This is a genomic window from Kitasatospora sp. NPDC059795 (assembly GCF_042732175.1).
Lineage (GTDB): Bacteria > Actinomycetota > Actinomycetes > Streptomycetales > Streptomycetaceae > Kitasatospora.
The window spans coordinates 120,218-146,195 of record NZ_JBHWID010000018.1 but is presented as its reverse complement, the minus strand read 5'-3'; the positions used below and the strand labels follow the sequence as shown (position 1 = coordinate 146,195).

Here is a 25,978-nt window from a genome sequence, read left to right as displayed (position 1 = left end):
GCCCGGTTACATTCCGAACCCGGAAGCTAAGCCTCACAGCGCCGATGGTACTGCAGGGGGGACCCTGTGGGAGAGTAGGACGCCGCCGAACAATCATTCCAAAGAAGCCCCCTGACGGGATGTCAGGGGGCTTCTTTGCGTTCCCGGCCGGCAAATTTCCGGATAACCTTCGCAAATGCAGAACCTGACCCTGACCTGGCAAACCTCGGCCGCTGCCTCCGCGGCGTTGTACGGAGCGGCGTTCACCGTCGGGCGGGTGGCCGCGCGGCGGGCCGGGGCGGGGGAGTGGCGTCGGGGGCGGGTTGCGGCGGATGTGCTGCGGGAGGCGGGGACGCTGCTGGCGCTGTTCGCGCTGTGGCAGGTGGTCGGGCATCTGTCGCTGGTCGGGACGGACCATGCGTTGGATCGGGCGGACTGGATCCACCGGACGGAGGCGGACTTCGGGCTGCCGGACGAGGCGTCCTGGCAGCGGGCCGTGGTGGGGCATCCGTGGTTGGTGCAGGCGGCGAACTACTACTACGCGACGATGCACTTCGGCGTGATGCTGGTGGTGCTGCTGTGGCTGTTCCTGCGGCACCGTCAGCGGTACGCGTGGGTGCGGACCACGGTGGTGGCGACCACGGCCGTGTGTCTGCTGATCCAGTTCATTCCGGTGGCACCGCCGCGGATGCTGCCGGCGAACGGGTTCGTCGACCTGGCGGCGCAGTACGGGCAGTCGGTGTACGGCAACGCGGTGGCGGGGGTGGTGGCGGACCAGCTGTCGGCGATGCCCTCGGTGCACGTGGCGTGGTGCGTGATCACGGCGGTGGCGGTGATCGCGGTCGCGCGCGGGCCGTGGCGGTGGCTGATGGTGCTGCACCCGCTGGTGACGGTGTGGGTGGTCGTGGTGACGGCCAACCACTTCTGGGCGGACGGGCTGGTGGCGCTGGCGATCCTGCTGACCGTGTACCTGCTGCAGGCGGTGGCGTCGGGGTGGCGCCGGCCGGAGGAGGGCGAGGCCGTGGCGGCGCGTGCGGAGGAGCGGGAGCACAGCGCGGTGCAGGGCTGACGGAGCGCGCGGTGCGGCTCAGCCGGGCTGGGCGGCGAGCAGGGCGTCGGCGAGGGCCGTGCGGTAGTAGCGGCCGGCGGTTCCGGAGCGGGCGCGGGCGACCAGGCGGGCGTCGAGCAGGACGGTGAGGTGGTCGCCGACGGCGGCGGGGCTGAGGCCGGTGAGGGTGGCGAGCTGGACGGTGTCGCGCGGGCGGTCGAGACCGGCGAGCAGCTCGGCGCGGGCGCTGCCCAACAGGCGGCCCAGACTGGCGGGCGGGGTGCGCGGGGTGGGGACGGGCGCGGCGGAGACCGGGTAGACCACGGCGACGCGGCCCGCGTCCTGCATGACCCAGCCGAGGCGGGCACCGGTGGGGACGAACAGCAGCTCGGCGTCCGCGGGAACGTCGGCGGGGGTGGCGAGTCGGAGTCGGCCGGTGGACAGCCAGCGGTGCTGGGGGCCGAGCGCGGGGAGGGCGGCGGGCCAGCCGTGGTGGTCGGCGAGGCGGCGGCGGGCGGTGGCGTCGGCGCGGAGAGTACGCAGGCGGGCGGGCCATTCGGGGTGGACGACGTGCCGCCACGTCCAGTCGAGCAGTTCGGCGAGCTCGGCGGCCAGGTCGAGTCCGGTGAGGTCGAGCCCGTGCGGGACCGCGTCCGGGTCGGGCGGCGGGAGCCGGAACTCGCCGGGCCAGTGGGTGGGCCGGCGGCCGGTCAGCCAGTCGGTGAGATGCGGCGCGTCGGCGAGGCGCCGGTGGAACGCGGGCCGGTGGACGGCGAGCCAGGCACGGCGCCAGGGCTCGGGCCGGATCTCGGCGAGGATGCCGAGCGTGGCGACGGTCTCCACCAGCGGCGAGAACGCAAAACGGCATGCGGCCAGCGTCTCCGTGCCCACCTGCCACTGGCCCATGAGTCCCCTCCGAACGGAGACCCTAGCAACCGGCCGGTGCGACGGGAGGGGATTGCGGGATCACCCGAGCGGCCCGGGAGCGCAGGGGCACTCGCCTGCGCGGAGCAGGCCGTCGGCGGGGCACCGTCGCTGCGGAGCGCCGTATGGTGAACGGGTGCGGCCGAAGCCAGTTGCGTTGGCTTCGGCCGCGGTTGTTCGGTCGGTCAGCCCAGGCGGCGGCGCAGGCCCCAGGTGGTGAGGGCGGCGAGGGCGGCGGTGAGGGCGAGGTAGATCGCGGTCTCGATCCATTGGAACGGCCAGTAGCGGTCGGCGGGTTGGTAGTCGACGGCGATGTGCAGGTTCGCGTGGGCGAGGCAGTCCTCGGACGGCGGTTCGTGGCCGCCGTTCGCGCAGGGCTGGGTGCCGAGGGTGAGCGACCGGCCGGTGCTGTCGCGGACGGGCGAGGTGTCGGAGAGCATCCACGCGCCGGGCATGTCGATGCCGGCCACGAACTCGGCGGCCGGGCCGTGCGCGCCGGTGAAGCCGAGCGTCCGGGTGGACTTCAGGGTCTCGGCGTCCAGCGCGACCACGGCGTGCACGGGCTGTTCGAGGTGCGGTCGGACGGCGAGCGGAACCAGCACCTGTACGGCGGCGAAGACGGCCAGGGTGGCGGCCATCGCGGCGACGGTGCGGCGCAGGAACAGGCCGAGGCAGGTGCCGAGGGCGACCGCGAATGCGGCGTAGCCGAGCGGGACGATGCCGCGGGAGGCGAACAGCAGCGGGGTGAAGCGGTCGTGGTTCAGGCGGTCGAGCGGGGCGGCGAACCAGGTCACCAGCAGGCTGAGCAGTCCGGTGACGGTCACCGCGGCGGCGCCGACCAGCAGCAGTTTGACGACCAGCCAGCGGCCGCGGCCGATGCCCTGGTTCCAGATCAACCGGTACGTGCCGGTCTCCAGCTCGCGGGCGATCAGCGGCGCCCCCCAGAACGCGCCGATCAGCGCGGGCACCAGCAGGACCAGGGCGCTGCCCGTCCAGTACGGGAAGGTGTAGGTGTCGAGCAGCTGGTTGCCGTCGGCGCAGCCGCCGTCGGGGCAGCCGGCCGTCAGGTCGTGGTACTTGTCCCGCAGGTCCAGGCCGGAGATGAGCAGGAAGGCGGTGGCGGCGGCGAGTACGGCGGCGGCCACCAGGAACTGGGCGCGGAACTGACGCCAGGTCAGCCAGATCATCGCTGGGGCTCCAGGGCGGGTCGGAGGTCGGCGGCGGTTTCGAGGTGGGCGAGGACCAGGTCCTCCAGGCCGAGCGGTTCCATCGCCCAGGACGGGTCGTCGACGGCGGCGTCGGCGCGGACCACGAAGGTGCTCTGGCGTTCGGTGTGTTCGGCGTGGATCACCCGCATGCCGGCCGGCAGGGTGTCGGCGTCGCGGCGGGCGGTGGTGAGCCGGAAGTGGGTGGCGAGCAGGTCGTCGATCTCGCCGTCGGCCCGGACGCGGGAGCCGGCCAGCACGATCAGGTGGTCGCAGACCCGTTCCAGGTCGGAGACCAGGTGCGAGGAGAGCACCACGGTGGCCTCGGACTCGGACTCGGCGACGAACTCCATCAGGCTCTGCAGGAAGGCGCGCCGGGCGAGCGGGTCGAGGGCGGCCACCGGCTCGTCCAGCAGCAGCAGTTCGGGCCGCTTGGCGATGGCGAGGGTGAGTGCGAGCTGGGCGCGCTGGCCGCCGGAGAGGCGGCCGGCCCGCTGGGAGGGGTCGAGGCCGAGTCGGCGGATGCGGCGGTCGGCGAGGGCGGCGTCCCAGCGCGGGTTGAGCTTGGCGCCGAGGCGCAGGTGGTCGGCGATGGTCAGGGCGGCGTAGGTCGGGGTGTCCTGGGCGACGAAGCCGACCCGGCCGAGCTGGGCGCTGTCGGCGGCCGGCGGGCGGCCGAACACCTCGACGGTGCCGCTGGTGGGAGTGAGCAGGCCGCAGGCGAGCTGGAGCAGGGTGGACTTGCCGGCGCCGTTGGGCCCGACCAGCCCGACGACGCGTCCGGCGGGGACGGTCAGGGTGCAGTCGGCCAGGGCCGTGCGGCGGCCGTAGCGCTTGGTCAGCGCCCGGGTTTCGACGATCGCGGTCATCGCTCCTCTTCGACGGTGCTTCGGAAGGTCTGGTGGAACAGGGCCTCGATGGACTCCGGGTCCAGTCCGGCGGCTCGCGCCGAGGCCAGCCAGCGGCGCAACTCCTGCCGCAGCGGCTCGTGTTCGGACGTGGCGGGGTCGCCGAGGGTGCCGGTGACGAAGGTGCCGACGCCCGGCTTGGGGGAGACCAGGCCCTCGTTCTCCAGCTGGCGGTAAGCCTTGAGCACGGTGTTGGGGTTGATCGCGACCTTGGCTGCGACGTCCTTGACCTTCGGCAGCCGGTCGCCCTGGTGCAGCAGACCCAGTCGGAGCGCCTGCCGTACTTGGTGGACCAGTTGCAGGTAGGGGGCGACACCGGACCGGGGCTCGATGTGGAACTCGATCACCACAACCTCATTTATCTAGCTTCCTAGCACTATAGAACTGGCGATCCGACGGACCGTCAAGTCATAAGAAAGTAAAGGGCCTTGAGCTGCGAGAACGACATGCGGACATGCGGACAGGCGGACATGCCGAGGCCCGGGCGCCGTGGGGGTGGCGTCCGGGCCTCGGGGACTGCGGCGGTTACTTGACCGGGAGTGCCACCCGGCCCCAACGTCCGCCGGTGAGAGCGGCGGTGGCCCAGTACCAGGCGGCCAGGCCGGAGAGGGCGGCGACCCAGGCGCCGACCTTGCCCCAGCCGCCGGAGCCGCTGAGGACACCGATGGCGTCGAGCAGCAGGGCCAGCGTCAGCAGGCCGTACACCGCACGGATCAGCTGGCCGGCGCCCCAGGCGGCGGCGGTCAGGGTGAGCGCCAGCAGCGCCCACAGCAGCAGGAACAGGCCGATGGTGTTCTTGCCGGCCGCGCCGGCCGCCGCCGAGGTCGCCCAGAAGGCGCCGAGGGCGGTGAAGGCGGTGCCGTCGAAGCGGTTGCCGCCGTAGAACTGCCACAGGCCGGCGACGAACAGCGTGACCCCGCCGACCAGGTGGGCCAGCGAGGCGGCGCCGCCGGACGAGGTGCCGCTGAGGACACCGGTGCCGAGCAGGCCGTACGCGAGCAGGGTGAGACCGAGGGCCAGATAACCGAGCGGACCCGCGTCTGCGGATCGGGCGTTCGCCCCGGAGGCTTCATTGCTCACCGGAGGCTCCTTTCACTCTGCGCCAGGGCATGGCGAGATCGCGGTGAAAAGTGGAGTGTGCGAGAGGTGGTGCCGGGTGCCGGGTCGTGGGCGCACCGAAGAAGGGTGCGGGCGGCTGCGGCGATACGAGAGAGCCGGCGGCCGAGCCGCCGGTCGATGCCCTCCGGGGTGGACCCCCCGGTGCCTACGGTCTACCCGACTCCCGCGACTTGTACCCTTGTGAACCGCCGGGGGCGAGCAAGTGTGAGCAAACCGTGACTAGTTCTGACGCTGCGTCGGAATGCGGAGCGTCAGGATCGCCATGTCGTCGGACGGCGGCTCCGGGGCGAAGCGCTCCACCGCGCGGTGGACGCGGGCGGCGACCGCGCCGGCGGTCAGGCCCGCGCAGCCGGTCAGGACCTCGATCAGGCCTTCGTCGCCGAGCATCCGGCGGCCCTCCCGGCGTTCGGTGACGCCGTCCGTCACGCAGAGCAGCACCTCGCCGGGGGCGAGCACCAACTCCTCGGCGGTCAGGTCGAGTTCGTCCATCACGCCGAGCAGCGGCTGCGGTGACGCGGCCTGATCGACCTGCCCGTCGGTGCGCAGCCGCAGGGGCAGCGGGTGGCCCGCGCAGACCAGCGACAGGACGGTCGAGCCGTCCTCGCGGGGCGTCAACTCGCCGTACAGCAGGGTGAGGAAGCGGGCCCGGCTGCCCTCGTCGAGGATCGCCGCGTTCAGTCGGGTGAGGACCTGCGGGGCGCTCAGGCCCTCGCGGGCCAGCAGGCGCAGCGAGTTGCGGGCCAGGCCGGTGACCGAGGCGGCCTCGGGGCCGGTGCCGCAGACGTCGCCGATGGCGAAGCCGTAGGTGCCCTCGCGGATCGGGAACAGGTCGTAGAAGTCGCCGCCGACCTCGTTGCCCTCGCCCGCGGCCTGGTAGAAGACCTCCACCTCGACGCCCGGGATCTTCGGCAACTCCGGCGGCAGCAGGGCGCGTTGGAAGGCCTGCGAGGTGGCGGTGCGCTCCGAGTAGAGGCGGGAGTTGTCGAGCGCCAGGGCGGCCCGGCGGGAGAGGTCCTCGCCGAGCTCCAGGATCTCCTGGCGGAACCGGACACCGCGCCGGGTGCCGAGCACCAGCAGGCCGATCACCCGGTTGCGGGCGGACAGCGGCAGCACCACCGTCTCGCCGAGCAGCCCGGCCAGTTCGGGGCTGTCGGCCAGGCCCAGTGCGCGGGCGGTGTCGGAGGGTGCCGTCCAGGTGCGGGCGCCGGGGCTGAACACCGCCTCCGGGGCGGGGGACTTGTCGAGCAGGGCGCGCAGCGGGTCGATCCGGTCCTCGTCCTCGTGCAGCACGAAGGCGAGTTCGGCGCCCGCGGCGGCGTCCGCGGTGGTGTAGACGGCGCACCAGGACGCCAGGGTGGGGATCGCCATCTGCGCCATCAGGGCGAGCGTCTGCTCGTGCTCCAGGGTGCCCGCGAGCAGGTCGGAGGCCTCCACCAGGAAGGACAGCGAGCCGCGCCGCAGCCGCTCCAACTCGCCGAGCCGGGCGGACTCCAGGGCCAGCGCGATCCGGTCGGCGGCGAACTGCAGGCGCAGCGCGTCCTCGTTGTCGTAGCGGCCCGGCGGGGCGGCGGCCACCCCGAGCGAGCCGGTCAGTCGGCCTTCGACCTTCAGCGGGACGGTGATCAGCGACCGCAGGTCGGTGCCGGCCAGCAGCGGTGCGGCGCCGGGCCGCACCGCCAGGTCCTCGTGGACGGCCGGCAGCCGGGCCGAGTCGAAGCGGCCCGCGCCGCCGTCGATCGGCAGCCGGGAGAAGCGGCGGGCCGGGCCGGCCAGGCCGGTGGCGGCGCGCAGTTCGAACTCGGTCTCGTCCTCGCTGGTGAGCATCAGGTAGGCGGCGTCGGCGTCGAGCAGGTCGCGGGCGCGTTCGACGATCCGCTGCAGCAGGCTGGACAGGTCGTCGGGGGAGACCGGGCCGACCAGCAGGTCGAGCGGCTCGACGGCGGTGGTGGCGGCCTCGGTGGACGCGCCGGTGCCCGGGGTGCGCAGCACCGCCCGGTCGGATTCGCGCACCAGCAGGCACAGCACCACCGGCACGCCGCCGCTGTCGCGCAGCCGTACGTGGGTGCCGTACACCTCGCGGGTGGCGCCGTCGCCGCCGCGCACCGCGTAGCTGCCCTCCCAGCGGGCCAGGCGCAGGGTGTCGCCGAGGCCGAGGCCGGGGGTCTGCGGCCAGACGGCCAGCTCCGCCCAGGGGCGGCCGAACACGGCGTCGGCGGGGCGGTGGAAGAGCGACTCGGCGTCGGCGTTCCAGTGCCGGATCCGGCCGTGGTCGTCGAGCTGGACGACGGCGACCCGCAGCGGTCCGTCCGTGGCGGGCAGTTCGCCGCCGGGCAGGCTGGGCAGCGCGTACCGGGTGCCGGGCTGCTGCGCGGGCAGGGCGAGCCGGAACCACACGGTCTTCCGGCCGGCCGCGTACTCGACGCCCCAACTGCTGGACAGCGCCGAGCACATCAGCAGGCCGCGGCCGCCCTCGCCGTCGGGGTCGGCGTACCGGTCCGAGTTGAGCGTCACGTTGGCGAAGGAGTCCTGGCCGCGCTCCGGGTGCCGGTCGCTGACCTCGATCCGGACGGTGTCCTCCTCGCGCAGGCAGGCCACCTCGGCGGCCGTCCCGGCGTGCACCACGGCGTTCGTGACCAGTTCGCTGACCAGCACCACGGCGTCGTCCACCACCTCGGGCAGGTCCCACCCGAGCAGGGCGTCCCGGACGAAGCCGCGGGCCGCGGCGGCCGACCGGTCGACCGGTTCGAAGGTGGCGGCTGCGCGCGCGGTGACCACGGCCACGTCTCCTCTGCTGCTGGTACGGCGGGTGGGGGGTCAGGACCTGCGGAGGTCCGGGGCGGGGTCGCCTCGGGCCGGTGCGGCCCTCCACCCTACTTTCCGGTTGGTACCCCGCGGGGGCGGGGCGCTGAAACAAGCCCCTGGGGGTGATTTCCTTCACGAGTTTCTCCGGCTGTTCCCCTGGTCGTTCCCGGGAACCCTCCGCAACCGGTCCGACACCGGGTGCCAGTGCTGTCACACTGGGGGGTCCGTGTGCCGTCGCCACCGCAGTACGGTCGAGGGGACGGCGGGGAATCGACGGGCCGTTCACCGGCCCTTCCGCCGCGGTGACAGTCAGGACCTGGGAGGGCCTCGTTGAGTTCGGCGACCAAGGACGTGTCCGCTACCACGACGGCCGCTTCGCGCGGCACGCGGTCGGCGCCGCCCTCGCGGGCCGGCGGCGGCCGGCGCCAGGGCCCCGGGCGTGGCGCGGAGCCCGCGGAGCTGCGCAAGCTGCTGGCCGCGCTGACCGCGATGCGCGACGGCAACTTCCGCCGCCGGCTGACCTTTCCCGGCGACGGCCTGCTGGCCGAGATCGCCGCGGTGTTCAACGAGGTCGCCGAGCGCAACCAGCACCTGACGGGTGAACTCGCCCGGGTGCGGCGGGCGGTGGGCCGCGAGGGCCGGCTGTCCGAGCGGCTGGAGACCGGCGTCGGCGAGGGCGCCTGGATGGCCGCCGTCGACAACTGCAACGCGCTGATCGACGACCTGGCCCGGCCGATGGCCGAGGTCGGGCGGGTGCTGTCCTCGATCGCCGAGGGCGACCTGACGCAGACCATGGAGCTGCGCTCGGTGCACACCACCGGCGCCAGCTATCCGCTGCGCGGCGAGTTCCTCAAGGTCGGCCGCACCGTCAACGGGCTGGTCGACCAGCTCAGCGAGTTCACCGAACAGGTGACCCGGGTGGCGATCGAGGTCGGCACCGAGGGCAAGCTCGGCGGGCAGGCCCGGGTGCGCAGCGTCTCCGGCTCCTGGAAGGACCTCGCCGACTCCGTCAACACCATGGCCGGTCGGCTGACCGCGCAGGTCCGCAACATCGCCGAGGTGACCACCGCGGTCGCCCGCGGCGACCTGTCGCGCAAGGTCACCGTCGACGTCGACGGCGAGATGCTGGAGCTGAAGAACACCGTCAACACCATGGTGGACCAGCTCAACTCCTTCGCGGCGCAGGTGACCACGGTGGCCCGCGACGTGGGCACCGAGGGCCGGCTGGGCGGTCAGGCGCAGGTCTCGGGCGTGGCCGGCGTGTGGCGCGACCTCACCGACTCGGTGAACTTCATGGCCGCCAACCTGACCGCGCAGGTCCGCAACATCGCGGAGGTGACCACCGCGGTCGCCAAGGGCGACCTCTCGCGCAAGATCGAGGTCGACGCGCGCGGCGAGATCCTCGAACTGAAGAACACCATCAACACCATGGTCGACCAGCTGTCCGGCTTCGCCGAGCAGGTGACCCGGGTGGCGCGCGCGGTCGGCACCGAGGGCATCCTCGGCGGCCAGGCGCAGGTGCCGGGCGTGGCCGGCGTCTGGAAGGACCTCACCGAGAACGTCAACTCGATGGCGAACAACCTCACCTCGCAGGTCCGCGGCATCGCGCAGGTGACCACCGCGGTCGCCAAGGGCGACCTGTCGCAGAAGATCCAGGTCGACGCGCGCGGCGAGATCCTGGAGCTCAAGAACACCATCAACACCATGGTCGACCAGCTCTCCGCGTTCGCGGACGAGGTCACCCGGGTCGCCCGGGACGTCGGCACCGAGGGCATCCTCGGCGGCCAGGCCAGCGTGCCCGGGGTCTCCGGCACCTGGAAGGACCTCACCAACTCGGTGAACCTGATGGCCAACAACCTGACCAGCCAGGTGCGTTCGATCGCCGAGGTGACCACCGCGGTGGCCCGCGGCGACGTCTCCAAGAAGATCACCGTCGACGCCAAGGGCGAGATCCGCGAGCTCGTCACCACCGTCAACACCATGGTCGAGCAGCTGTCCGCGTTCGCCGACGAGGTCACCCGAGTGGCGCGTGAGGTCGGCACCGACGGCATGCTGGGCGGCCAGGCCCGGGTCTCCGGCGTGTCCGGCATCTGGCGCGACCTGACCGACAACGTCAACCTGATGGCGTCCAACCTCACCTCCCAGGTGCGAAACATCGCCGAGGTGGCGTCCGCGGTGGCCCGCGGCGACCTGTCCAAGAAGATCGCCGTCGACGCGGCCGGCGAGGTCGCGGCGCTCGCCGACACCCTGAACACCATGGTCGACCAGCTGTCGGCCTTCGCCTTCGAAGTGACCCGCGTCGCCCGCGAGGTGGGCACCGACGGCATGCTGGGCGGCCAGGCCGGAGTGCCGGGCGTGGCCGGCATCTGGAAGGACCTGACCGAGAACGTCAACCTGATGGCCAACAACCTCACCGGCCAGGTCCGCAACATCGCCCTCGTCATCACCGCCGTCGCCCGCGGCGACCTCTCGCAGAAGATCGACGTGGACGCCCGCGGCGAGATCCTGGAGCTCAAGACCAGCATCAACACCATGGTCGACCAGCTCTCCGCGTTCGCCGACGAGGTCACCCGGGTCGCCCGCGAGGTCGGCACCGACGGCCGCCTCGGCGGCCAGGCCCGCGTCCCCGGCGTCGCCGGCACCTGGCAGGACCTCACCGAATCGGTGAACGAACTCGCCAACAACCTGACCCGGCAGGTGCGCGCGATCGCCCAGGTCGCCACCGCCGTCACCAGGGGCGACCTGTCGCTGCGAATCAACGTGGACGCGTCCGGCGAGCTCGACGAGCTCAAGGACAACATCAACCAGATGATCGCCAACCTGCGCGAGACCACCCGGACCAACAAGGAACAGGACTGGCTGAAGTCCAACCTGGCCCGGATGTCCGGCCTGCTGCAGGGCCGCCGCGACCTGTCCGCCGTCGCCTCGCTGATCATGAGCGAGCTCACCCCGGTGGTCTCCGCCCAGCACGGCGCATTCTTCCTCGCCCAACCCGCCGGCCGCACCGCCGAACTCGTCACCGAGGACGACGACGAGAACGACATCGTGCTGCGCCTGATCGGCTCCTACGGCTACCACCGGCGCACCATGCCCACCACCTTCCGGCTCGGCGAGGGCCTGATCGGGCAGGCCGCGGTGGAGAAGCGGCCGATCGTGCTCAAGGAGACCCCGCCCGGGTACCTGAAGATCTCCTCCGGCCTCGGCGAGTCCTCCCCGGCGCACGTGGTGGTGATGCCGGTGCTGTTCGAGGACCGGCTGCTCGGCGTGATCGAACTCGCCACCTTCTCCAGCTTCACCACCGTCGCGCTGGACTTCCTGATCCAGATCGCCGACCAGATCGGCGTCACCGTCAACACCATCTCGGTCAACACCAAGACCGAGGGCCTGCTGCTGGAATCCCAGCGGCTGACCGCCGAACTGTCGATGCGCTCCGCCGAGCTGGAGGCCCGCCAGGAGGAACTGGAGCGCACCAACGAGGAGTTGCAGGAGAAGGCCGAGCAACTCGCCCAGCAGAACCGCGACATCGAGATCAAGAACAGCGAGATCGAGGAGGCCCGGCAGATCCTCGAGGAGCGCGCCGAACAGCTCGCGCTGGCCTCCCGCTACAAGAGCGAGTTCCTCGCCAACATGTCGCACGAGCTGCGCACCCCGCTCAACTCGCTGCTGATCCTGGCCAAGCTGCTCTCCGACAACAACGAGGGCAACCTGTCCGCCAAGCAGGTCGAGTTCGCCGAGACCATCCACGGCGCCGGCAGCGACCTGCTCCAGCTGATCAACGACATCCTCGACCTGTCCAAGGTCGAGGCCGGCAAGATGGACGTCCGCCCGGCCCGGATCGCCCTGGTCCAGCTGGTCGACTACGTGGAGGCCGCGTTCCGGCCGCTCACCGCCGAGAAGAACCTCGACTTCGCGGTCCGGGTCTCCCCGGACCTGCCGATCACCCTGCACACCGACGAGCAGCGCCTCCAGCAGGTGCTGCGCAACCTGCTGTCCAACGCGGTGAAGTTCACCGACGCCGGCGCGGTCGAGCTGATGATCCGCCCGGTGGCCGGCCCCGACACCCCCCAGCACGTGCGCGAGCAACTGCTGGAGACCGGCACCATCGCCGACCCCGACGAGCAGCTGATCGCCTTCTCGGTCTCCGACACCGGCATCGGCATCCCCGGCAACAAGCTGCGGGAGATCTTCGAGGCCTTCAAGCAGGCCGACGGCGGCACCAGCCGCAAGTACGGCGGCACCGGCCTCGGCCTGTCCATCAGCCGGGAGATCGCCCGGCTGCTCGGCGGCGAGATCCACGTGGCCAGCGAGATCGGCGGCGGCTCGACCTTCACCCTCTACCTGCCGCTGCGCAGCGAGGGCCCCGAGCCGGTCGCCCTGGAGCGCGGGGCCGCGCCGCGCGCCCTGGAGCCCTCCCGCACGCCCGCCGAGCAGTGGACCCAGGAGGCCCGCGGACTGGTCGAGGAACGCCGCCGCTCCACCCTGGAGCGCCGCCGCGCCGCCCGCCCCGAGGAGGCCCCCCGCCCCGTCGAGGAGACCATCCCGCGCCAGGGCGAGCCGGTGCGCACCAACGCCGGCACCCCGATCCGCTTCGACGGCGAGCGGGTGCTGATCGTCGACGACGACATCCGCAACGTGTTCGCCCTCACCAGCGTGCTGGAGCAGTACGGCCTGACCGTGCTGTACGCCGAGAACGGCCGCGAGGGCATCGAGATGCTCGAACAGCACGAGGAGGTCGCCCTGGTGCTGATGGACATCATGATGCCGGAGCTGGACGGCTACGCGACCACCGAGCAGATCCGCCGGATGCCCAGGTTCGCCGGCCTGCCGATCATCGCGCTGACCGCCAAGGCCATGAAGGGCGACCGGGAGAAGAGCCTGCAGGCAGGTGCCACGGACCACATCACCAAACCCGTGGAGACCGACCACCTGTTGGCGGTGATGCGCCAGCACCTGCCCGTCAGGTAACCGCCGCCCGACGGGGCCGCCCGCGCTGGCGGCCCCGACCGGGAACCCGGTAAGGTCACCCGTCGTTGCCAACAGTGACCGGACGGTGACGCCCGGCACCGGGCCTGTGGCAGGCAAGGGGGTACGGCTAGCATGACCGGGGCAGTGATGGGCGGCACGAAGGTGCCCGCTCTGGGGAAACAACCGGCAGGAGGGCGGGTCGTGGTGCAGAAGGCGAAGATCCTCCTGGTCGACGACCGTCCGGAGAACCTGCTCGCCCTGGAGGCGATCCTCTCCGCGCTCGACCAGACGCTGGTGCGCGCCTCCTCCGGCGAGGAGGCGCTCAAGGCGCTCCTCACCGACGATTTCGCGGTCATCCTGCTGGACGTCCAGATGCCTGGCATGGACGGCTTCGAGACCGCCGCGCACATCAAGCGTCGCGAGCGGACCAGGGACATTCCGATCATCTTCCTGACCGCGATCAACCACGGTCCGCACCACACCTTCCGCGGCTACGCGGCCGGTGCGGTCGACTACATCTCGAAGCCCTTCGACCCGTGGGTGCTGCGCGCCAAGGTCTCGGTCTTCGTCGACCTCTACCAGAAGAACACCCAGCTCAAGGAGCAGGCCGCACTGCTGCGCCTGCAACTGGAGACGGACGAGGAGCAGTCGGCCATCGGCGGGGCGCTGCTCGGCGAGCTGTCGGCCCGGCTGGCCGCCGTCGAGGAGCAGGCCGAGGCGCTCACCAAACAGCTCGACGCCGGCGCCGACAGCACCGGCGCCGCCGCGACCGCCGCCCACCTGGAGCGCAAACTGGTCGGCCTGCGCCGGGCACTGGACGCGCTGCGCCCCGGCGCGAGCTGAGCGCCCGTCAGCGTCACTCGAACGGGTGGTTCCCGGGGCGCTGACGGCACGTTGACGGGGCAACCCGCCGAAGTGCGCCCGCGCATGTCCGGGGCCCGTCCGCGCCGGTAGGCTGCCTCCCATGGCCACACGAACGCCCGGAAGCGCCTCCGCACGCACCAGCAAGCCCGGGCCGGCCAAGAAGACACCCGCCAAGAAGCCCGCCGAGGCCAAACCGGCCGCCAAGAAGGCGCCGACGAAGAAGGCCCCGGCCAAGAAGGCGTCCGCGGCGGCACCCCCGCCGCCCCCGCCCCGGCCGATACTCTTCCGGGCCGTCCGCGCGCTCTGGCTCGGCCTGGCGAACGCGGTCGGCGCGGTGTTCCGCAGCTACGGGCACGGCGCCCGCAACCTGCACCCCGAGCACCGCAAGGACGGCGTGGCGCTGCTGCTGCTGGCGCTCACCCTGGTCACCGCGGTCGGCACCTGGTTCAGCCCGCAGGGCTGGCTCGGCGAGGCCGCCACCGCCGTGGTCTCCGGCCTGTTCGGCCGGCTCGACGTGCTGGTGCCGTTCCTGCTGGCCGCCGTCACGGTGCGCCTGATGCGCCACCCCGAGCTGCCCGAGGCCAACGGCCGGATAGTGATCGGCCTGACCGCGCTGGTGGTCGCCGTGCTCGGCCTGGTCCACATCGGCTGCGGCGCGCCCGCCATGGGCGCCGGCGCCACCCGGATCCGGCAGGCCGGCGGCCTGATTGGCTGGGCCGGGTCCACCCCGATGATGGCCGCCGCCGGCCCGCCGCTGGCCGTTCCGCTGCTGCTGCTCCTCGCCGTCTTCGGCCTGCTGGTGGTCACCGCCACCCCCATCAACCGCATCCCGCAGCGGCTGCGCCTGCTGGGCGTCCGGCTGGGCGTCGCCGAGCCGCTGCCCGGCGACTACGAGGACGCCGCGGCGGGCGCCGAGGACCGCGAGTACTCCACCGCCCCGCCGGAGGACGCCGACCCCGACGCGCTGCCGATCACCATCGAGGACGAGGCCCCCCGCCGACGCCGCCGCCGCAAGAGCGACGAGGACCGGGCGTCCGACCCGGTGCCGGTCTCGTTCGAGAAGGACCCGTACCAGACCCGCGACCTGGCCGCCGGCGCCGCCGCGGACCTGGTGGACGGCGCGCTGCTGTTCGGCGTGGCCGGCTCGCCCGCCGTGGCCAGCATGGTCGGCCAGGTGAAGGACAACACGGCGCCCCCGGAGGAGCTCTGGCCGTCCGAGGCGCCCGCCGCCGGGGCCCCCGACGGCCACGACGAGGCCCCGGCCCGGATGGAACAGCTCCAGCTGTCCGGCGACATCGCCTACTCCCTGCCGTCCCTGGACCTGCTGGAGCGCGGCGCCCCCGCCAAGGCCCGCTCGCAGGTCAACGACGACATCGTCGCCCAGCTCACCGGGGTGTTCGCCGAGTTCAAGGTGGACGCCAAGGTCACCGGCTTCAGCCGCGGCCCGACGGTCACCCGCTACGAGGTCGAGCTCGGCCCCGCCGTGAAGGTCGAGCGGATCACCGCGCTGGCGAAGAACATCGCCTACGCGGTGGCCACCCCCGACGTGCGGATCATCTCGCCGATCCCCGGCAAGTCCGCCGTCGGCGTGGAGATCCCCAACCGGGACCGCGAGATGGTCACCCTCGGCGACCTGCTGCGCTCGCGCACCGCCGCCGAGGACAGCCACCCGATGGTGGTCGGCATGGGCAAGGACGTCGAGGGCCACACCGTGATGGCCAACCTCGCGAAGATGCCGCACGTGCTGGTGGCCGGCGCGACCGGCGCGGGCAAGTCGTCCTGCATCAACTGCCTGATCACCTCGGTGCTGGTGCGGTCCACCCCCGACGAGGTCCGGATGGTGCTGGTCGACCCCAAGCGGGTCGAGCTGACCGCCTACGAGGGCATCCCGCACCTGATCACGCCGATCATCACCAACCCGAAGAAGGCCGCCGAGGCCCTCCAGTGGGTGGTGCGCGAGATGGACATGCGCTACGACGACCTGGCGGCCTACGGCTTCCGGCACGTCGACGACTTCAACGCCGCCGTCCGGGCCGGCACCGTGCAGCCGCCGCTCGGCAGCGAACGGGAGCTCACGCCCTACCCCTACCTGCTGGTGATCGTCGACGAGCTGGCCGACCTGATGATGGTCGCCCCGCGCGACGTCGAGGACTCGGTGGTCCGCATCACCCAGCTCGCCCGCGCCGCCGGCATCCACCTGGTGCTGGCCACCCAGCGCCCCTCGGTGGACGTGGTCACCGGCCTGATCAAGGCCAACGTGCCGTCCCGGCTGGCCTTCGCCACCTCGGCGATGGCCGATTCCCGGGTCATCCTCGACCAGCCCGGCGCGGAGAAGCTGATCGGCAAGGGCGACGCGCTGTTCCTGCCGATGGGCGCCTCCAAGCCGGTCCGCATGCAGGGCGCGTTCGTCACCGAGGCGGAGATCGCCAAGATCGTCCAGCACTGCAAGGACCAGCTGACGGCCCGCTACCGGGACGACGTGGTGGTCGGCACCGGCCCCAAGAAGGAGATCGACGAGGAGATCGGCGACGACCTCGACCTGCTGGTCCAGGCCGTCGAACTGGTCGTCACCACCCAGTTCGGCTCCACCTCGATGCTCCAGCGCAAACTCCGGGTCGGCTTCGCCAAGGCCGGCCGGCTGATGGACCTGATGGAGTCGCGCGGCATCGTCGGCCCCAGCGAGGGCTCCAAGGCCCGCGACGTGCTGGTCAAACCGGACGAACTGGACGGTGTCCTGATCACCCTGCGCGGGTGAGCGACGGGTGGTCCCGGTGGCCGGAACGCAAGGTGACCACCCGTCAACTTCGGCAGCCGAACTGTGGCACGTTCGGGCCCCCTCCGGTTGAGAAACGTTACGGCACCACCCCTAGACTGGTTCCTCAGCAGGTGGCCTCCGCTCGAAAGGCGTGCCCAGTGACCATCGGCAAGTCCCCCCGCCGCTCCGCCCCCGGCTCCTCCGCGCCCGCCTCCGCCAGCACGGAGCACCCCGCGGAGCCGAGTGACGCCGCCGACGGGCCGAGCATCGGGCGGCTGCTCGGCAGGGCCCGCATCGACGCCGGCCTGACGGTCGACCAGGTCAGCACCCGTACCCGGATCCGGGTGCCGATCGTGCACGCCATCGAGTCCGACGACTTCGACCGCTGCGGCGGCGCCTTCTACGCCCGCGGCCACCTGCGGCTGCTGGCCCGCGAGGTCGGCCTGGACGGCGAGGCGCTGGTCGCCCGCTACGACGCCGAGCACGGCGGGGGCGCCGCCGCGCCCGCCGCCCGGCTGTTCGACGTCGGGCCGATCAAGGTCAAGGACCACCGCCGCCCGAACTGGACGGCCGCCATGGTCGCCGCGATCGTCGCCGTGGTCGTGCTGATCGGCTACAACCTGGTCGGCTCCTCGTCCTCCGACGGCAACGGGCCCGGCGCGGCCAGCGCCCCGCTGCCCTCCGGCGTCTCCGCCCCGGCCACCCTGTCGGCCTCCGCCCAGCCGCCCGCCCCCGAGACGGGCGGCGGCGCGGTCGCCGCCGTCCCCGCCGACAAGGTCACCGTGAAGCTGGTCGCCGGCCAGGAGAAGAGCTGGGTCACCGCCAAGGACGGCAACGGCAAGTCGCTGTTCTCCAACAACCTGGAAGCCGGCCAGGACCAGACCTTCACCGACCCGAAGAAGATCACCCTGGTGATCGGCAACGGCGGGGCCGTGCACCTGTTCGTCAACGGAAAGGACCTCGGTCCGGCCGGTCAGGACGGCCAGGTGGTGCATCTCACCTACACCCCGGGCGACCCGCAGGCAGGCTGATCCGGCCGCTCGAACAAACCGCGCGCCCTCCGGGGGGAACTCCACCGGGGGGCGCGCGTTAATCTTGGCGTCATGCCTGAACCCCGCACTGTCGCCCTGGTCACGCTCGGATGCGCCCGCAACGAGGTCGACTCCGAGGAACTCGCCGGGCGACTGGAGGCCGATGGCTGGCGGCTGGTCGACGACGCCAGCGAAGCCGATGTCGCCGTCGTCAACACCTGCGGGTTCGTCGAGGCCGCCAAGAAGGACTCCGTCGACGCCCTCCTCGAAGCCAACGACCTCAAGGGCCACGGCCGTACCCAGGCCGTGGTCGCCGTCGGCTGCATGGCCGAGCGCTACGGCAAGGAACTCGCCGACGCCCTCCCCGAGGCCGACGGCGTCCTCGGCTTCGACGACTACGCCGACATCTCCACCCGCCTGAACACCATCCTCTCCGGCGGCCACGTCGAGGCCCACACGCCCCGCGACCGCCGCAAGCTGCTCCCGCTCACCCCCGTCGAACGCCAGGCCGCCGCCGCCGAGGTCGCGCTGCCCGGCCACGGCACCCCCGAGGACCTCCCCGAGGGCCTCGCCCCCGCCTCCGGCCCGCGCACCCTGCGCAAGCGCCTCGACGACGCCCCCGTCGCGTCCATCAAGCTGGCCTCCGGCTGCGACCGCCGCTGCTCGTTCTGCGCCATCCCCGCCTTCCGCGGCTCGTTCATCTCCCGCCGCCCCAGCGACGTCCTGAACGAGGCCGTCTGGCTGGCCGGCCAGGGCGTCCGCGAGGTCGTGCTGGTCTCCGAGAACAACACCTCCTACGGCAAGGACCTCGGCGACATCCGCCTGCTGGAGACCCTGCTCACCGAGATCGCCGCCGTCGACGGCATCGAGCGGGTCCGGGTCAGCTACCTTCAGCCCGCCGAGATGCGCCCCGGCCTGATCGACGTGATGACCGGCACCACGAAGGTCATGCCGTACTTCGACCTGTCCTTCCAGCACTCCGCGCCCGCCGTGCTGCGCCGGATGCGCCGCTTCGGCTCCACCGAGCAGTTCCTCGGCCTGCTGGAGTCGATCCGCGCCAAGGCCCCCGAGGCCGGCGCCCGCTCCAACTTCATCGTCGGCTTCCCCGGCGAGACCGAGGAGGACTTCGCGGAGCTGGAACGGTTCATCACCCACGCCGGCCTGGACGCCATCGGCGTCTTCGGCTACTCCGACGAGGACGGCACCGAGGCCGCCGGCTACGACGGCAAGCTCGACCAGGACGTCGTCGACGACCGCGTCACCCGGCTCTCCAAGCTCGCCGAGGAACTCACCGCGCAGCGCGCCGAACAGCGCGTCGGCAAGGAGGTCACCGTCCTGGTCGAGTCGATCGAGGACGGTGTCGTGGAGGGCCGCGCCGCCCACCAGGCCCCCGAGACCGACGGCCTGACCACCCTGCTCGGCGCCGACGACGCCGAGATCGGCCAGTTCTACCGGGCCACCGTGGTCGGCACCGAGGGCGTCGACCTGGTCGCCGAGGCGATCACGCTGCTCGGAGCCGACGTATGACCAAGGGGCCGGGGGCCCCGGCCGCGACCCGGCCCACCCCGGCCGCCGTCCCGCCGGAGCCCGGCCTGTGGAACATCGCCAACGTGCTGACGATGTTCCGGCTGCTGCTGGTGCCGGTCTTCGTCGCGCTGCTGTTCGCCGACGGCGGGCACGACCCCAAGTGGCGGGCGTTGGCCTGGGCGGCGTTCGCCGTCGCCATGATCACCGACGTGTTCGACGGGGCGCTCGCCCGCAGCAAGGGCCTGATCACCGACTTCGGCCGGATCGCCGACCCGATCGCCGACAAGGCGATCATGGGCGCGGGCCTGATCGGCCTGTCGATCCTCGGCGACCTGCCCTGGTGGGTCACCGCGGTCGTCCTGGCCCGCGAGCTCGGCATCACCCTGATGCGGTTCTGGGTGATCCGCTACGCCGTCATCCCGGCCAGCCGCGGCGGCAAGCTGAAGACCCTCACCCAGGGCATCGCGGTCGGCATGTACGTCCTGGTGCTCACCGGGCCGCTGGCCACCTCCCGCGCCGTGATGATGGGGATCGCCGTCGTCCTCACCGTCGGCACCGGCCTCGACTACGTGGTCCAGGCCGTCCGGCTGCGCCGCGAGGGCATCGCCCGGGAGCGCCGCGGTGAGTGACCTCGCCGTCCGCCTGCTGACGGCGCTCAAGGCGGACGGCGCGACGCTGGCCGTCGCCGAGTCGCTCACCGGCGGCCTGCTGGCCGCTGCCCTGGTCGACGTCCCCGGCGCCTCCGCGGTGTTCCGGGGCTCGGTCACCGCGTACGCCACCGACCTCAAGGCGTCCGTGCTCAGCGTCGACGAAGGCCTGCTCGACGTGCGCGGCCCGGTCCACCCCGTGGTGGCCCGGCAGATGGCCGAAGGCGTCCGGCGGCTGCTCGGCGCCGACTGGGCGCTGGCCACCACCGGCGTCGCCGGGCCCGACCCGCAGGACGGGCAGCCCGTCGGCACCGTGTACGTCGCCCTCGCCGGGCCCCGGGGAACAGAAGCGCTCCCGCTCCGGTTGTCGGGTGCGCGTGACACGATCCGGCAAGGGTCGGTGGAGGCCGCGCTCGACCTGCTGCTGAGTCGGCTGACCGGCACGGGCACCGACCGCTGATCATGACCGACGAACGGGCGGGTCGGGTGGAATCCCACGAACCCGCCGCACCCGATGGAGGAACGTGTTAGACCGGATGCTCCGGTCGGGCCGAACCCGGCCGGACCGCCCCCGCGTCGACCAGGAGTCGACCGGACGTCCGGAGCCGGACATCTGCCCGTCACGGGTGGTTCGACGGCCCGGAAGGGGAAGAACAGGGGAGGGGACGCCTTGCAGCCCAGAGTGAACACGACCCCGGTCCCCGCACGGGACACGGACAAGGCGGTACGGTGGGGTCGTGACATCTCGATCCGCAGTCCGAGGAGGGAGGCACCGATGATTCTGCTCCGTCGCCTGCTGGGCGATGTGCTGCGTCGGCAGCGCCAGCGCCAGGGCCGCACACTCCGCGAGGTGTCGGCAGCCGCCAGGGTTTCGCTCGGATACCTCTCCGAGGTCGAGCGGGGTCAGAAGGAGGCGTCCTCCGAGTTGCTCTCCGCCATCTGCGACGCGCTCGACGTCCGGATGTCGGAGGTCATGCGCGAGGTCAGCGACGAACTGTCGCTCGCCGAACTTGCGGCGATGGCCACCCTCTCCGAGGGTGATCTGCTGAGGCCGGTGCTCGAACCGGTTCCGCTGCCGGCCCCCGGCGTCGACCGGTCCGGATCCATCTCGCCCAAGGCGGCGATGGACGTGGTGGCGGCCTGACCGGACCTCGATTCCGCCCTCCGTTTCCGGGGGCGGCGAGTGAAGGAGGGCCGCGATGCGAAAGGCGCTACTGCTGGGTGCGACGGCACTGGTGGGCCTGGGTCTGATACTGCTGCTTACGGGCGGCACCGCGATTTCCGGCGGTGCCGCCCTTGGCGTACTCGCCGCCGGCTGGTGGGGGATCGGGCTCATTCCGGTGCACGCGCGCACGCAGGGAGAGCACCGTCAGGGGCGCGGGGCACTGCGGGAAGGGGAACTGCGCGAGGGGGAACTGGGCGAGGGGGAACGCGCCCAACCGCAGGATCGCGACGCCGGGCAATGACTCGCACGTGTTCGCGCCCTCATCTGATGCGGTAGCCCTTGGGGGTGGGGTGGAATCCGGCCGTTTCCAGGTGGGGGGCCAGGGGGCTGGTGAGGGCGGGGTGGCCGTTGATGCGTTCGATGGTGAGGGGCTTGGACAGGGCGGCGAGGGCGGCGGTCAGGGCGGGGCCCTCGGTGGACCAGGTGAGCAGGGACTTGCCGCCGCGTTCGAGGTAGAGGACGAGTTCGCCGTCGACGAGGGCGACCAGGGAGCCGGCCTTGCGGGCGGGACGGTGGGCGCCGGTGGTGTCCGCGGGGGGTTCGGGCCAGGGCAGTGCCGCGCCGTACGCGTTGGCGGGGTCGGCGGCGGCCAGGACGACGGCCTGCGGGGCGTCCGCGGGGGAGGTCGTGGACCAGTCGCCGTTCGTCCGCTCCAGGCGGGAGTTGACCGAGCGCAGGCGGTCCGCCGCGCCCTCCATGGCGAACTGCGCGCCGCCGAGGCCCTCCACGAAGTAGCCGCGGCGGGCCTTGCCGCGTTCCTCGAAGGCGGCCAGCACCCGGTAGACGCCCGCGAAGCCGCCGGGGACGCGTTCGGCGGCGACGGTGCCGCGGGTGAGGATGCCGTGCCGGTCGAGCAGGGCCTGCGCCTGGGCGGCGGCCCGGACGGTGGGGTCGCCGCCGAAGGAGGGCAGCAGTGACCAGCGGCCGGCGGCCGTCGGCGGGCCGGAACGGGAGCTCGGGCGGGCCAGGCCCCGGGCCGCGCCGCCGTAGCGGCCGCGCGGGGTGGAGCGCGGCGCCCGGTGGGCGGTCGCGCCTGCGGTGCGGCCGGAGCCGAGCAGGTTGCGCAGCGGGGCGAGGGTGTCGTTGGTGACCCAGCCGGCCCAGACCAGATCCCACAGGGCGTCGACGATCTCGGCGTCCGGGGTGTCGGGGACGCGTTCGGCGAGCTGGCGGAAGAACGCGCCGTAGCCGCCGGTGAGGGCCTCCAGCAGGGCGGTGTGGACCGGGCCGGGGGTGAGCGGGAGCGGTTCGGGGCGCAGCAGGTGGGCGTTCTCCGGGAGGTGGAGGCTGATCCAGCCGTCCTTGCCGGGCAGGGCGCCTGCGCCGGACCAGCCGATGTCGCCGGCGGCCATCAGTTCGTCCAGCAGGCCGGGGGAGTAGTCGGTGAGGCGGGCGGGGAGGACGAGCTTTTCGAGGGCGGAGGCGGGCAGGGCGGTGCCCTGGAGCTGTTCGACGACGCGGTAGAGGCCGTCGGCGCCGCGCAGCCGGTGGCCGGCGAGGTGCTGCCACTGCGGGAGGAAGGCGGCGAGGGCTTTCGGGGAGACGGCCTCGACCTCGTGGCGGAGGGCGGCGAGGGAGCGTCGGCGCAGGCGGCGCAGGACGTCGGCGTCGCACCACTCGGGGGCGGTGCCGGTGGCTTCGGGCCGGAACTCGCCCTGGACGAGGCGGCCGGCGGCGGTGAGGCGGTGCAGGGTGCCGGTGACGACGGCGGTGCCGAGGCCGAAGCGTTCGGCGGCGTCGTGGGCGGTGAACGGGCCGTGGGTGCGGGCGTGGCGGGCGAGCAGGTCGCCGAGGGGGTCCTTGACGGGTTCGGTGAAGGCCTCGGGGACGCCGACGGGCAGCGGGGTGCCGAGGGCGTCGCGGAGCCGGCCGGAGTCCTCGATGGCGGACCAGCGGAGTTCGCCGCCGATCCGGACCTGGATGACGCGGCGGGCGGATTCGAGTTCCAGGGCCCAGAGCGGTTCGGCGCCGCGTTCGGTGAGTTCGGTCTCGCTGAGCGGGCCGAGCAGGCGCAGGGCGTCGGCGACGCCCTCGGCGTCCCTGATGCGGCGTTCGGGGGTGCGGCGCTGGAGTTCGGCCTCCAGGTCGGCGAGCACCTTGGGGTCGAGGAGTTCGCGCAGCTCGGCCTGGCCGAGGAGTTCGGACAGCAGCCGGGAGTCGAGGGAGAGGGCGGCGGCGCGGCGTTCGGCGATCGGGGAGTCGCCCTCGTACAGGAACTGGGCGACGTAGCCGAACAGCAGGGAGCGGGCGAACGGGGACGGTTCGGGGGTGGTGACCTCGACCAGGCGGACGGCGCGGGATTCGAGGTCGCGCATCAGCTCGACCAGGCCGGGGACGTCGAAGACGTCCTGGAGGCATTCGCGGACGGCTTCCAGCACGATCGGGAAGGAGCCGTACTCGGCCGCCACTTCGAGGAGTTGGGAGGCGCGCTGGCGCTGCTGCCAGAGCGGGGTGCGCCTGCCGGGGCTGCGGCGGGGCAGCAGCAGGGCGCGGCCGGCGCACTCGCGGAAGCGGGCGGCGAACAGGGCGGAGCCGCCGACCTGGTCGGTGACGAGCTGTTCGATGTCGGCGGAGTCGAAGACGGCGGCGTCGGCGCCGACCGGGGCCTCGTCGGCGGGCGGTGCCGCGTTGCCGTGCGAGGTGGTGGCGGAGGGGAAGTCGGCGAGCAGGTCGGCGTCCGGCAGGCGCAGCACGATGCCGTCGTCGGCGTGCATCACCTGCGGGTCCAGGCCGTGCTTCTCGCGCAGGCGGGCGCCGATGGCGAGGGCCCACGGGGCGTGCACCTGGGCGCCGAAGGGGGAGTGGACGACGATCCGCCAGTCGCCGAGTTCGTCGCGGAAGCGTTCGACGACGATGGTGCGGTCGTCGGGCAGGTGGCCGCAGGCCTCGCGCTGTTCGGCGAGGTAGGACAGCACGTTCGCGGACGCCCAGTCGTCCAGGCCGGCCTCGCGCAGGCGGGCGGTGGCGGCGGCGGGTTCCATCGCGCCGACCTCGCGGACGAACGCGCCGACGGCGCGGCCGAGTTCGAGGGGGCGGCCGAGCGAGTCGCCCTTCCAGAACGGGAGTCGGCCGGGGATGCCGGGGGCAGGGGTGACCAGCACCTTGTCGTGGGTGATGTCCTCGATCCGCCAGGAGGTGGTGCCGAGGGTGAACACGTCGCCGACGCGGGACTCGTAGACCATCTCCTCGTCGAGCTCTCCGACCCGGCCGCCGCCCTTCTTCCCCGTCTTCGAATCGGAGCCGGTCGTGCCGGCGATGAAGACGCCGAACAGGCCGCGGTCGGGGATGGTGCCGCCGGAGGTGACGGCGAGGCGCTGGGCGCCGGGGCGGCCGGTGACGGTGCCGGCGACGCGGTCCCAGACCAGGCGGGGGCGGAGTTCGGCGAAGGCGTCGGACGGGTAGCGGCCGGCCAGCATGTCGAGGACGCCGTCGAACGCGGACTGCGGGAGGGTGGCGAACGGCGCGGCGCGGCGGCAGAGCGCGAGCAGCTCGTCCACGTCCCAGGTGTCCAGGGCGGTCGTCGCGACGATCTGCTGGGCGAGCACGTCCAGCGGGTTGCGGGGGACGCGCAGGGCCTCGATGCCGCCGGAGCGCATCCGTTCGGTGACCACGGCGGACTGCACCAGGTCGCCCCGGTACTTGGGGAAGACCACGCCGGTGGAGACCGCGCCGACCTGGTGGCCGGCCCGGCCGACGCGCTGCAGGCCGGAGGCGACCGACGGTGGTGACTCGACCTGCACCACCAGGTCGACCGCGCCCATGTCGATGCCCAGCTCCAGACTGGAGGTGGCGACCACGGCGGGCAGCCGGCCGGCCTTCAACTCCTCCTCCACCAGGGCGCGTTGCTCCTTGGAGACGGAGCCGTGGTGGGCGCGGGCGAGCAGCGGCGGGGCGCCGGCGGCCGCGCCGGAACCGCCCATCAGCTCGGCGGGGGCGTGCGACCCGGGCAGCGGGGCGCCGGTGGCCCGCTCGTAGGCGATCTCGTTCAGGCGGTTGCACAGCCGCTCGGCGAGGCGGCGGGAGTTGGCGAACACGATGGTCGAGCGGTGCGCCTGCACCAGGTCGACGATCCGCTCCTCGACGTGCGGCCAGATCGAGGACTGCCGCTGCGGGTCGGACTCTTCGGCGGGCGTGGCGGGCAGGTCGTCGAGGTCGGGGACGGGCACCACCACGGACAGGTCGAAGCGCTTGTCGCTGCCGGGCTGGACGATCGCCGCGCCGCGCTGCGGGCTGAGGTAGCGGGCGACCTCCTCGACCGGGCGGACGGTCGCGGACAGGCCGATCCGGCGGGCCGGACGGTCCAGCAGCTCGTCCAGCCGCTCCAGGCTGAGCGCCAGGTGCGCGCCGCGCTTGGTGCCGGCCACCGCGTGCACCTCGTCCAGGATCACCGTGTCGATGCCGCGCAGCGCTTCCCGGGAGGCGGAGGTGAGCAGCAGGAACAGCGACTCGGGGGTGGTGATCAGGATGTCCGGCGGGTGGGTGGCGAACTTGCGCCGGTCGGCGGCGGGGGTGTCGCCGGAGCGGATGCCGACCTGCACCTCGGGCTCGGGCAGGCCGAGTCGGACGGCGGCCTGCCGCAGGCCCGCCAGCGGGGCGCGCAGGTTGCGCTCGACGTCGACCGCGAGGGCCTTCAGCGGGGAGATGTAGAGCACCCGGCAGCGGCGCTTGGGGTCGGCCGGGGGCGGGGTGGAGCTCAGCCGGTCCAGTGCGGACAGGAACGCCGCCAGGGTCTTGCCGGAGCCGGTCGGGGCGACCACCAGCACGTCCGTCTCCAGCCGGATCGCCGCCCAGGCCCGCGACTGCGCCTCGGTGGGGGCGGCGAACGCGCCGGTGAACCAGGACCGGGTGGCGGGGGCGAAGCCGTCCAGCGGGTTCGGGGTGCCGGGCGCGTCGGGGGCGGAGGTGGCCATGCACCCATGGTGCCCCGACGGGCTGACAGGTCACGGGGCGGTCACCGTCTGCCGCAACCCGCCCGGCAA

17 protein-coding genes and 1 rRNA gene are annotated in these 25,978 nt (G+C 72.9%); 11 read left to right on the top strand and 7 right to left on the bottom strand.

Annotated elements, in window-relative coordinates:
• Positions 1-91 (top strand): 5S ribosomal RNA (rrf, locus tag ACFV4P_RS30245); the annotation flags it as partial.
• Positions 92-175: 84 nt separating this feature from the next.
• On the top strand, positions 176-1,048 hold the full coding sequence (locus tag ACFV4P_RS30240; protein WP_380476530.1) for a phosphatase PAP2 family protein: 873 nt from the start codon (positions 176-178) through the stop codon (positions 1,046-1,048).
• Positions 1,049-1,066: 18 nt separating this feature from the next.
• Here the strand turns inward: ACFV4P_RS30240 and ACFV4P_RS30235 are convergent, their stop codons facing one another.
• The 6 genes from ACFV4P_RS30235 to ACFV4P_RS30210 all read right to left on the bottom strand — a co-directional run bounded on the left by ACFV4P_RS30235 (position 1,067) and on the right by ACFV4P_RS30210 (position 7,958).
• Positions 1,067-1,933 carry a winged helix-turn-helix domain-containing protein gene (locus tag ACFV4P_RS30235; protein WP_380476528.1) on the bottom strand — a complete coding sequence of 289 codons (867 nt, stop codon included), beginning with the start codon at positions 1,931-1,933 and terminating at the stop codon, positions 1,067-1,069.
• Positions 1,934-2,136: 203 nt separating this feature from the next.
• The gene (locus tag ACFV4P_RS30230) at positions 2,137-3,138 is read right to left on the bottom strand and encodes an ABC transporter permease subunit (RefSeq protein ID WP_380476526.1); all 1,002 of its coding nucleotides are present in this window, start codon (positions 3,136-3,138) and stop codon (positions 2,137-2,139) included.
• Positions 3,135-4,025, bottom strand: a complete 891-nt coding sequence (locus ACFV4P_RS30225; RefSeq protein WP_380476524.1) for an ABC transporter ATP-binding protein — start codon at positions 4,023-4,025, stop codon at positions 3,135-3,137. The genes ACFV4P_RS30230 and ACFV4P_RS30225 overlap by 4 nt, the downstream gene beginning before the upstream one ends.
• On the bottom strand, positions 4,022-4,411 hold the full coding sequence (locus tag ACFV4P_RS30220) for a GntR family transcriptional regulator (protein WP_380476522.1): 390 nt from the start codon (positions 4,409-4,411) through the stop codon (positions 4,022-4,024). The genes ACFV4P_RS30225 and ACFV4P_RS30220 overlap by 4 nt, the downstream gene beginning before the upstream one ends.
• 178 nt (positions 4,412-4,589) lie before the next feature.
• Complete coding sequence (locus tag ACFV4P_RS30215) at positions 4,590-5,144, bottom strand: acetate uptake transporter (RefSeq protein WP_380476520.1); 555 nt, start codon at positions 5,142-5,144, stop codon at positions 4,590-4,592.
• Positions 5,145-5,402: 258 nt separating this feature from the next.
• Entirely contained in the window at positions 5,403-7,958 is a 2,556-nt protein-coding gene (locus ACFV4P_RS30210; protein ID WP_380476518.1) for a SpoIIE family protein phosphatase, read from the bottom strand.
• A gap of 516 nt (positions 7,959-8,474) precedes the next feature.
• Here ACFV4P_RS30210 and ACFV4P_RS30205 point away from each other — a divergent pair.
• The 9 genes from ACFV4P_RS30205 (at position 8,475) to ACFV4P_RS30165 (ending at position 21,240) form a co-directional block, all read left to right on the top strand.
• Complete coding sequence (locus ACFV4P_RS30205; RefSeq protein ID WP_380476546.1) at positions 8,475-12,950, top strand: HAMP domain-containing protein; 4,476 nt, start codon at positions 8,475-8,477, stop codon at positions 12,948-12,950.
• A gap of 201 nt (positions 12,951-13,151) precedes the next feature.
• Positions 13,152-13,793: a response regulator gene (locus tag ACFV4P_RS30200; RefSeq protein ID WP_380476516.1), complete on the top strand. Its 642-nt coding sequence runs from the start codon at positions 13,152-13,154 to the stop codon at positions 13,791-13,793.
• Between the two features lie 121 nt (positions 13,794-13,914).
• Entirely contained in the window at positions 13,915-16,569 is a 2,655-nt protein-coding gene (locus ACFV4P_RS30195) for a DNA translocase FtsK (protein ID WP_380476514.1), read from the top strand.
• Positions 16,570-16,727: 158 nt separating this feature from the next.
• Positions 16,728-17,600, top strand: coding sequence for a helix-turn-helix domain-containing protein (locus ACFV4P_RS30190; RefSeq protein ID WP_380476512.1), 873 nt, complete (start codon positions 16,728-16,730; stop codon positions 17,598-17,600).
• 72 nt (positions 17,601-17,672) lie between these two features.
• Positions 17,673-19,127: a 30S ribosomal protein S12 methylthiotransferase RimO gene (rimO, locus tag ACFV4P_RS30185; protein ID WP_380476510.1), complete on the top strand. Its 1,455-nt coding sequence runs from the start codon at positions 17,673-17,675 to the stop codon at positions 19,125-19,127.
• Positions 19,124-19,756, top strand: coding sequence for a CDP-diacylglycerol--glycerol-3-phosphate 3-phosphatidyltransferase (gene pgsA, locus ACFV4P_RS30180; protein WP_380476508.1), 633 nt, complete (start codon positions 19,124-19,126; stop codon positions 19,754-19,756). The genes rimO and pgsA overlap by 4 nt, the downstream gene beginning before the upstream one ends.
• Positions 19,749-20,234, top strand: coding sequence for a CinA family protein (locus ACFV4P_RS30175; RefSeq protein WP_380476506.1), 486 nt, complete (start codon positions 19,749-19,751; stop codon positions 20,232-20,234). Before pgsA ends, ACFV4P_RS30175 begins: the two co-directional genes overlap by 8 nt.
• 315 nt (positions 20,235-20,549) lie before the next feature.
• Positions 20,550-20,918: a helix-turn-helix domain-containing protein gene (locus ACFV4P_RS30170; RefSeq protein WP_030457965.1), complete on the top strand. Its 369-nt coding sequence runs from the start codon at positions 20,550-20,552 to the stop codon at positions 20,916-20,918.
• 55 nt (positions 20,919-20,973) lie between these two features.
• Complete coding sequence (locus tag ACFV4P_RS30165; protein WP_380476504.1) at positions 20,974-21,240, top strand: hypothetical protein; 267 nt, start codon at positions 20,974-20,976, stop codon at positions 21,238-21,240.
• A 19-nt stretch (positions 21,241-21,259) separates the two neighbouring features.
• Here ACFV4P_RS30165 and ACFV4P_RS30160 read toward each other — a convergent pair whose 3' ends face one another.
• On the bottom strand, positions 21,260-25,909 hold the full coding sequence (locus tag ACFV4P_RS30160; protein WP_380476502.1) for an ATP-dependent helicase: 4,650 nt from the start codon (positions 25,907-25,909) through the stop codon (positions 21,260-21,262).
• Positions 25,910-25,978 lie beyond the last annotated feature (69 nt).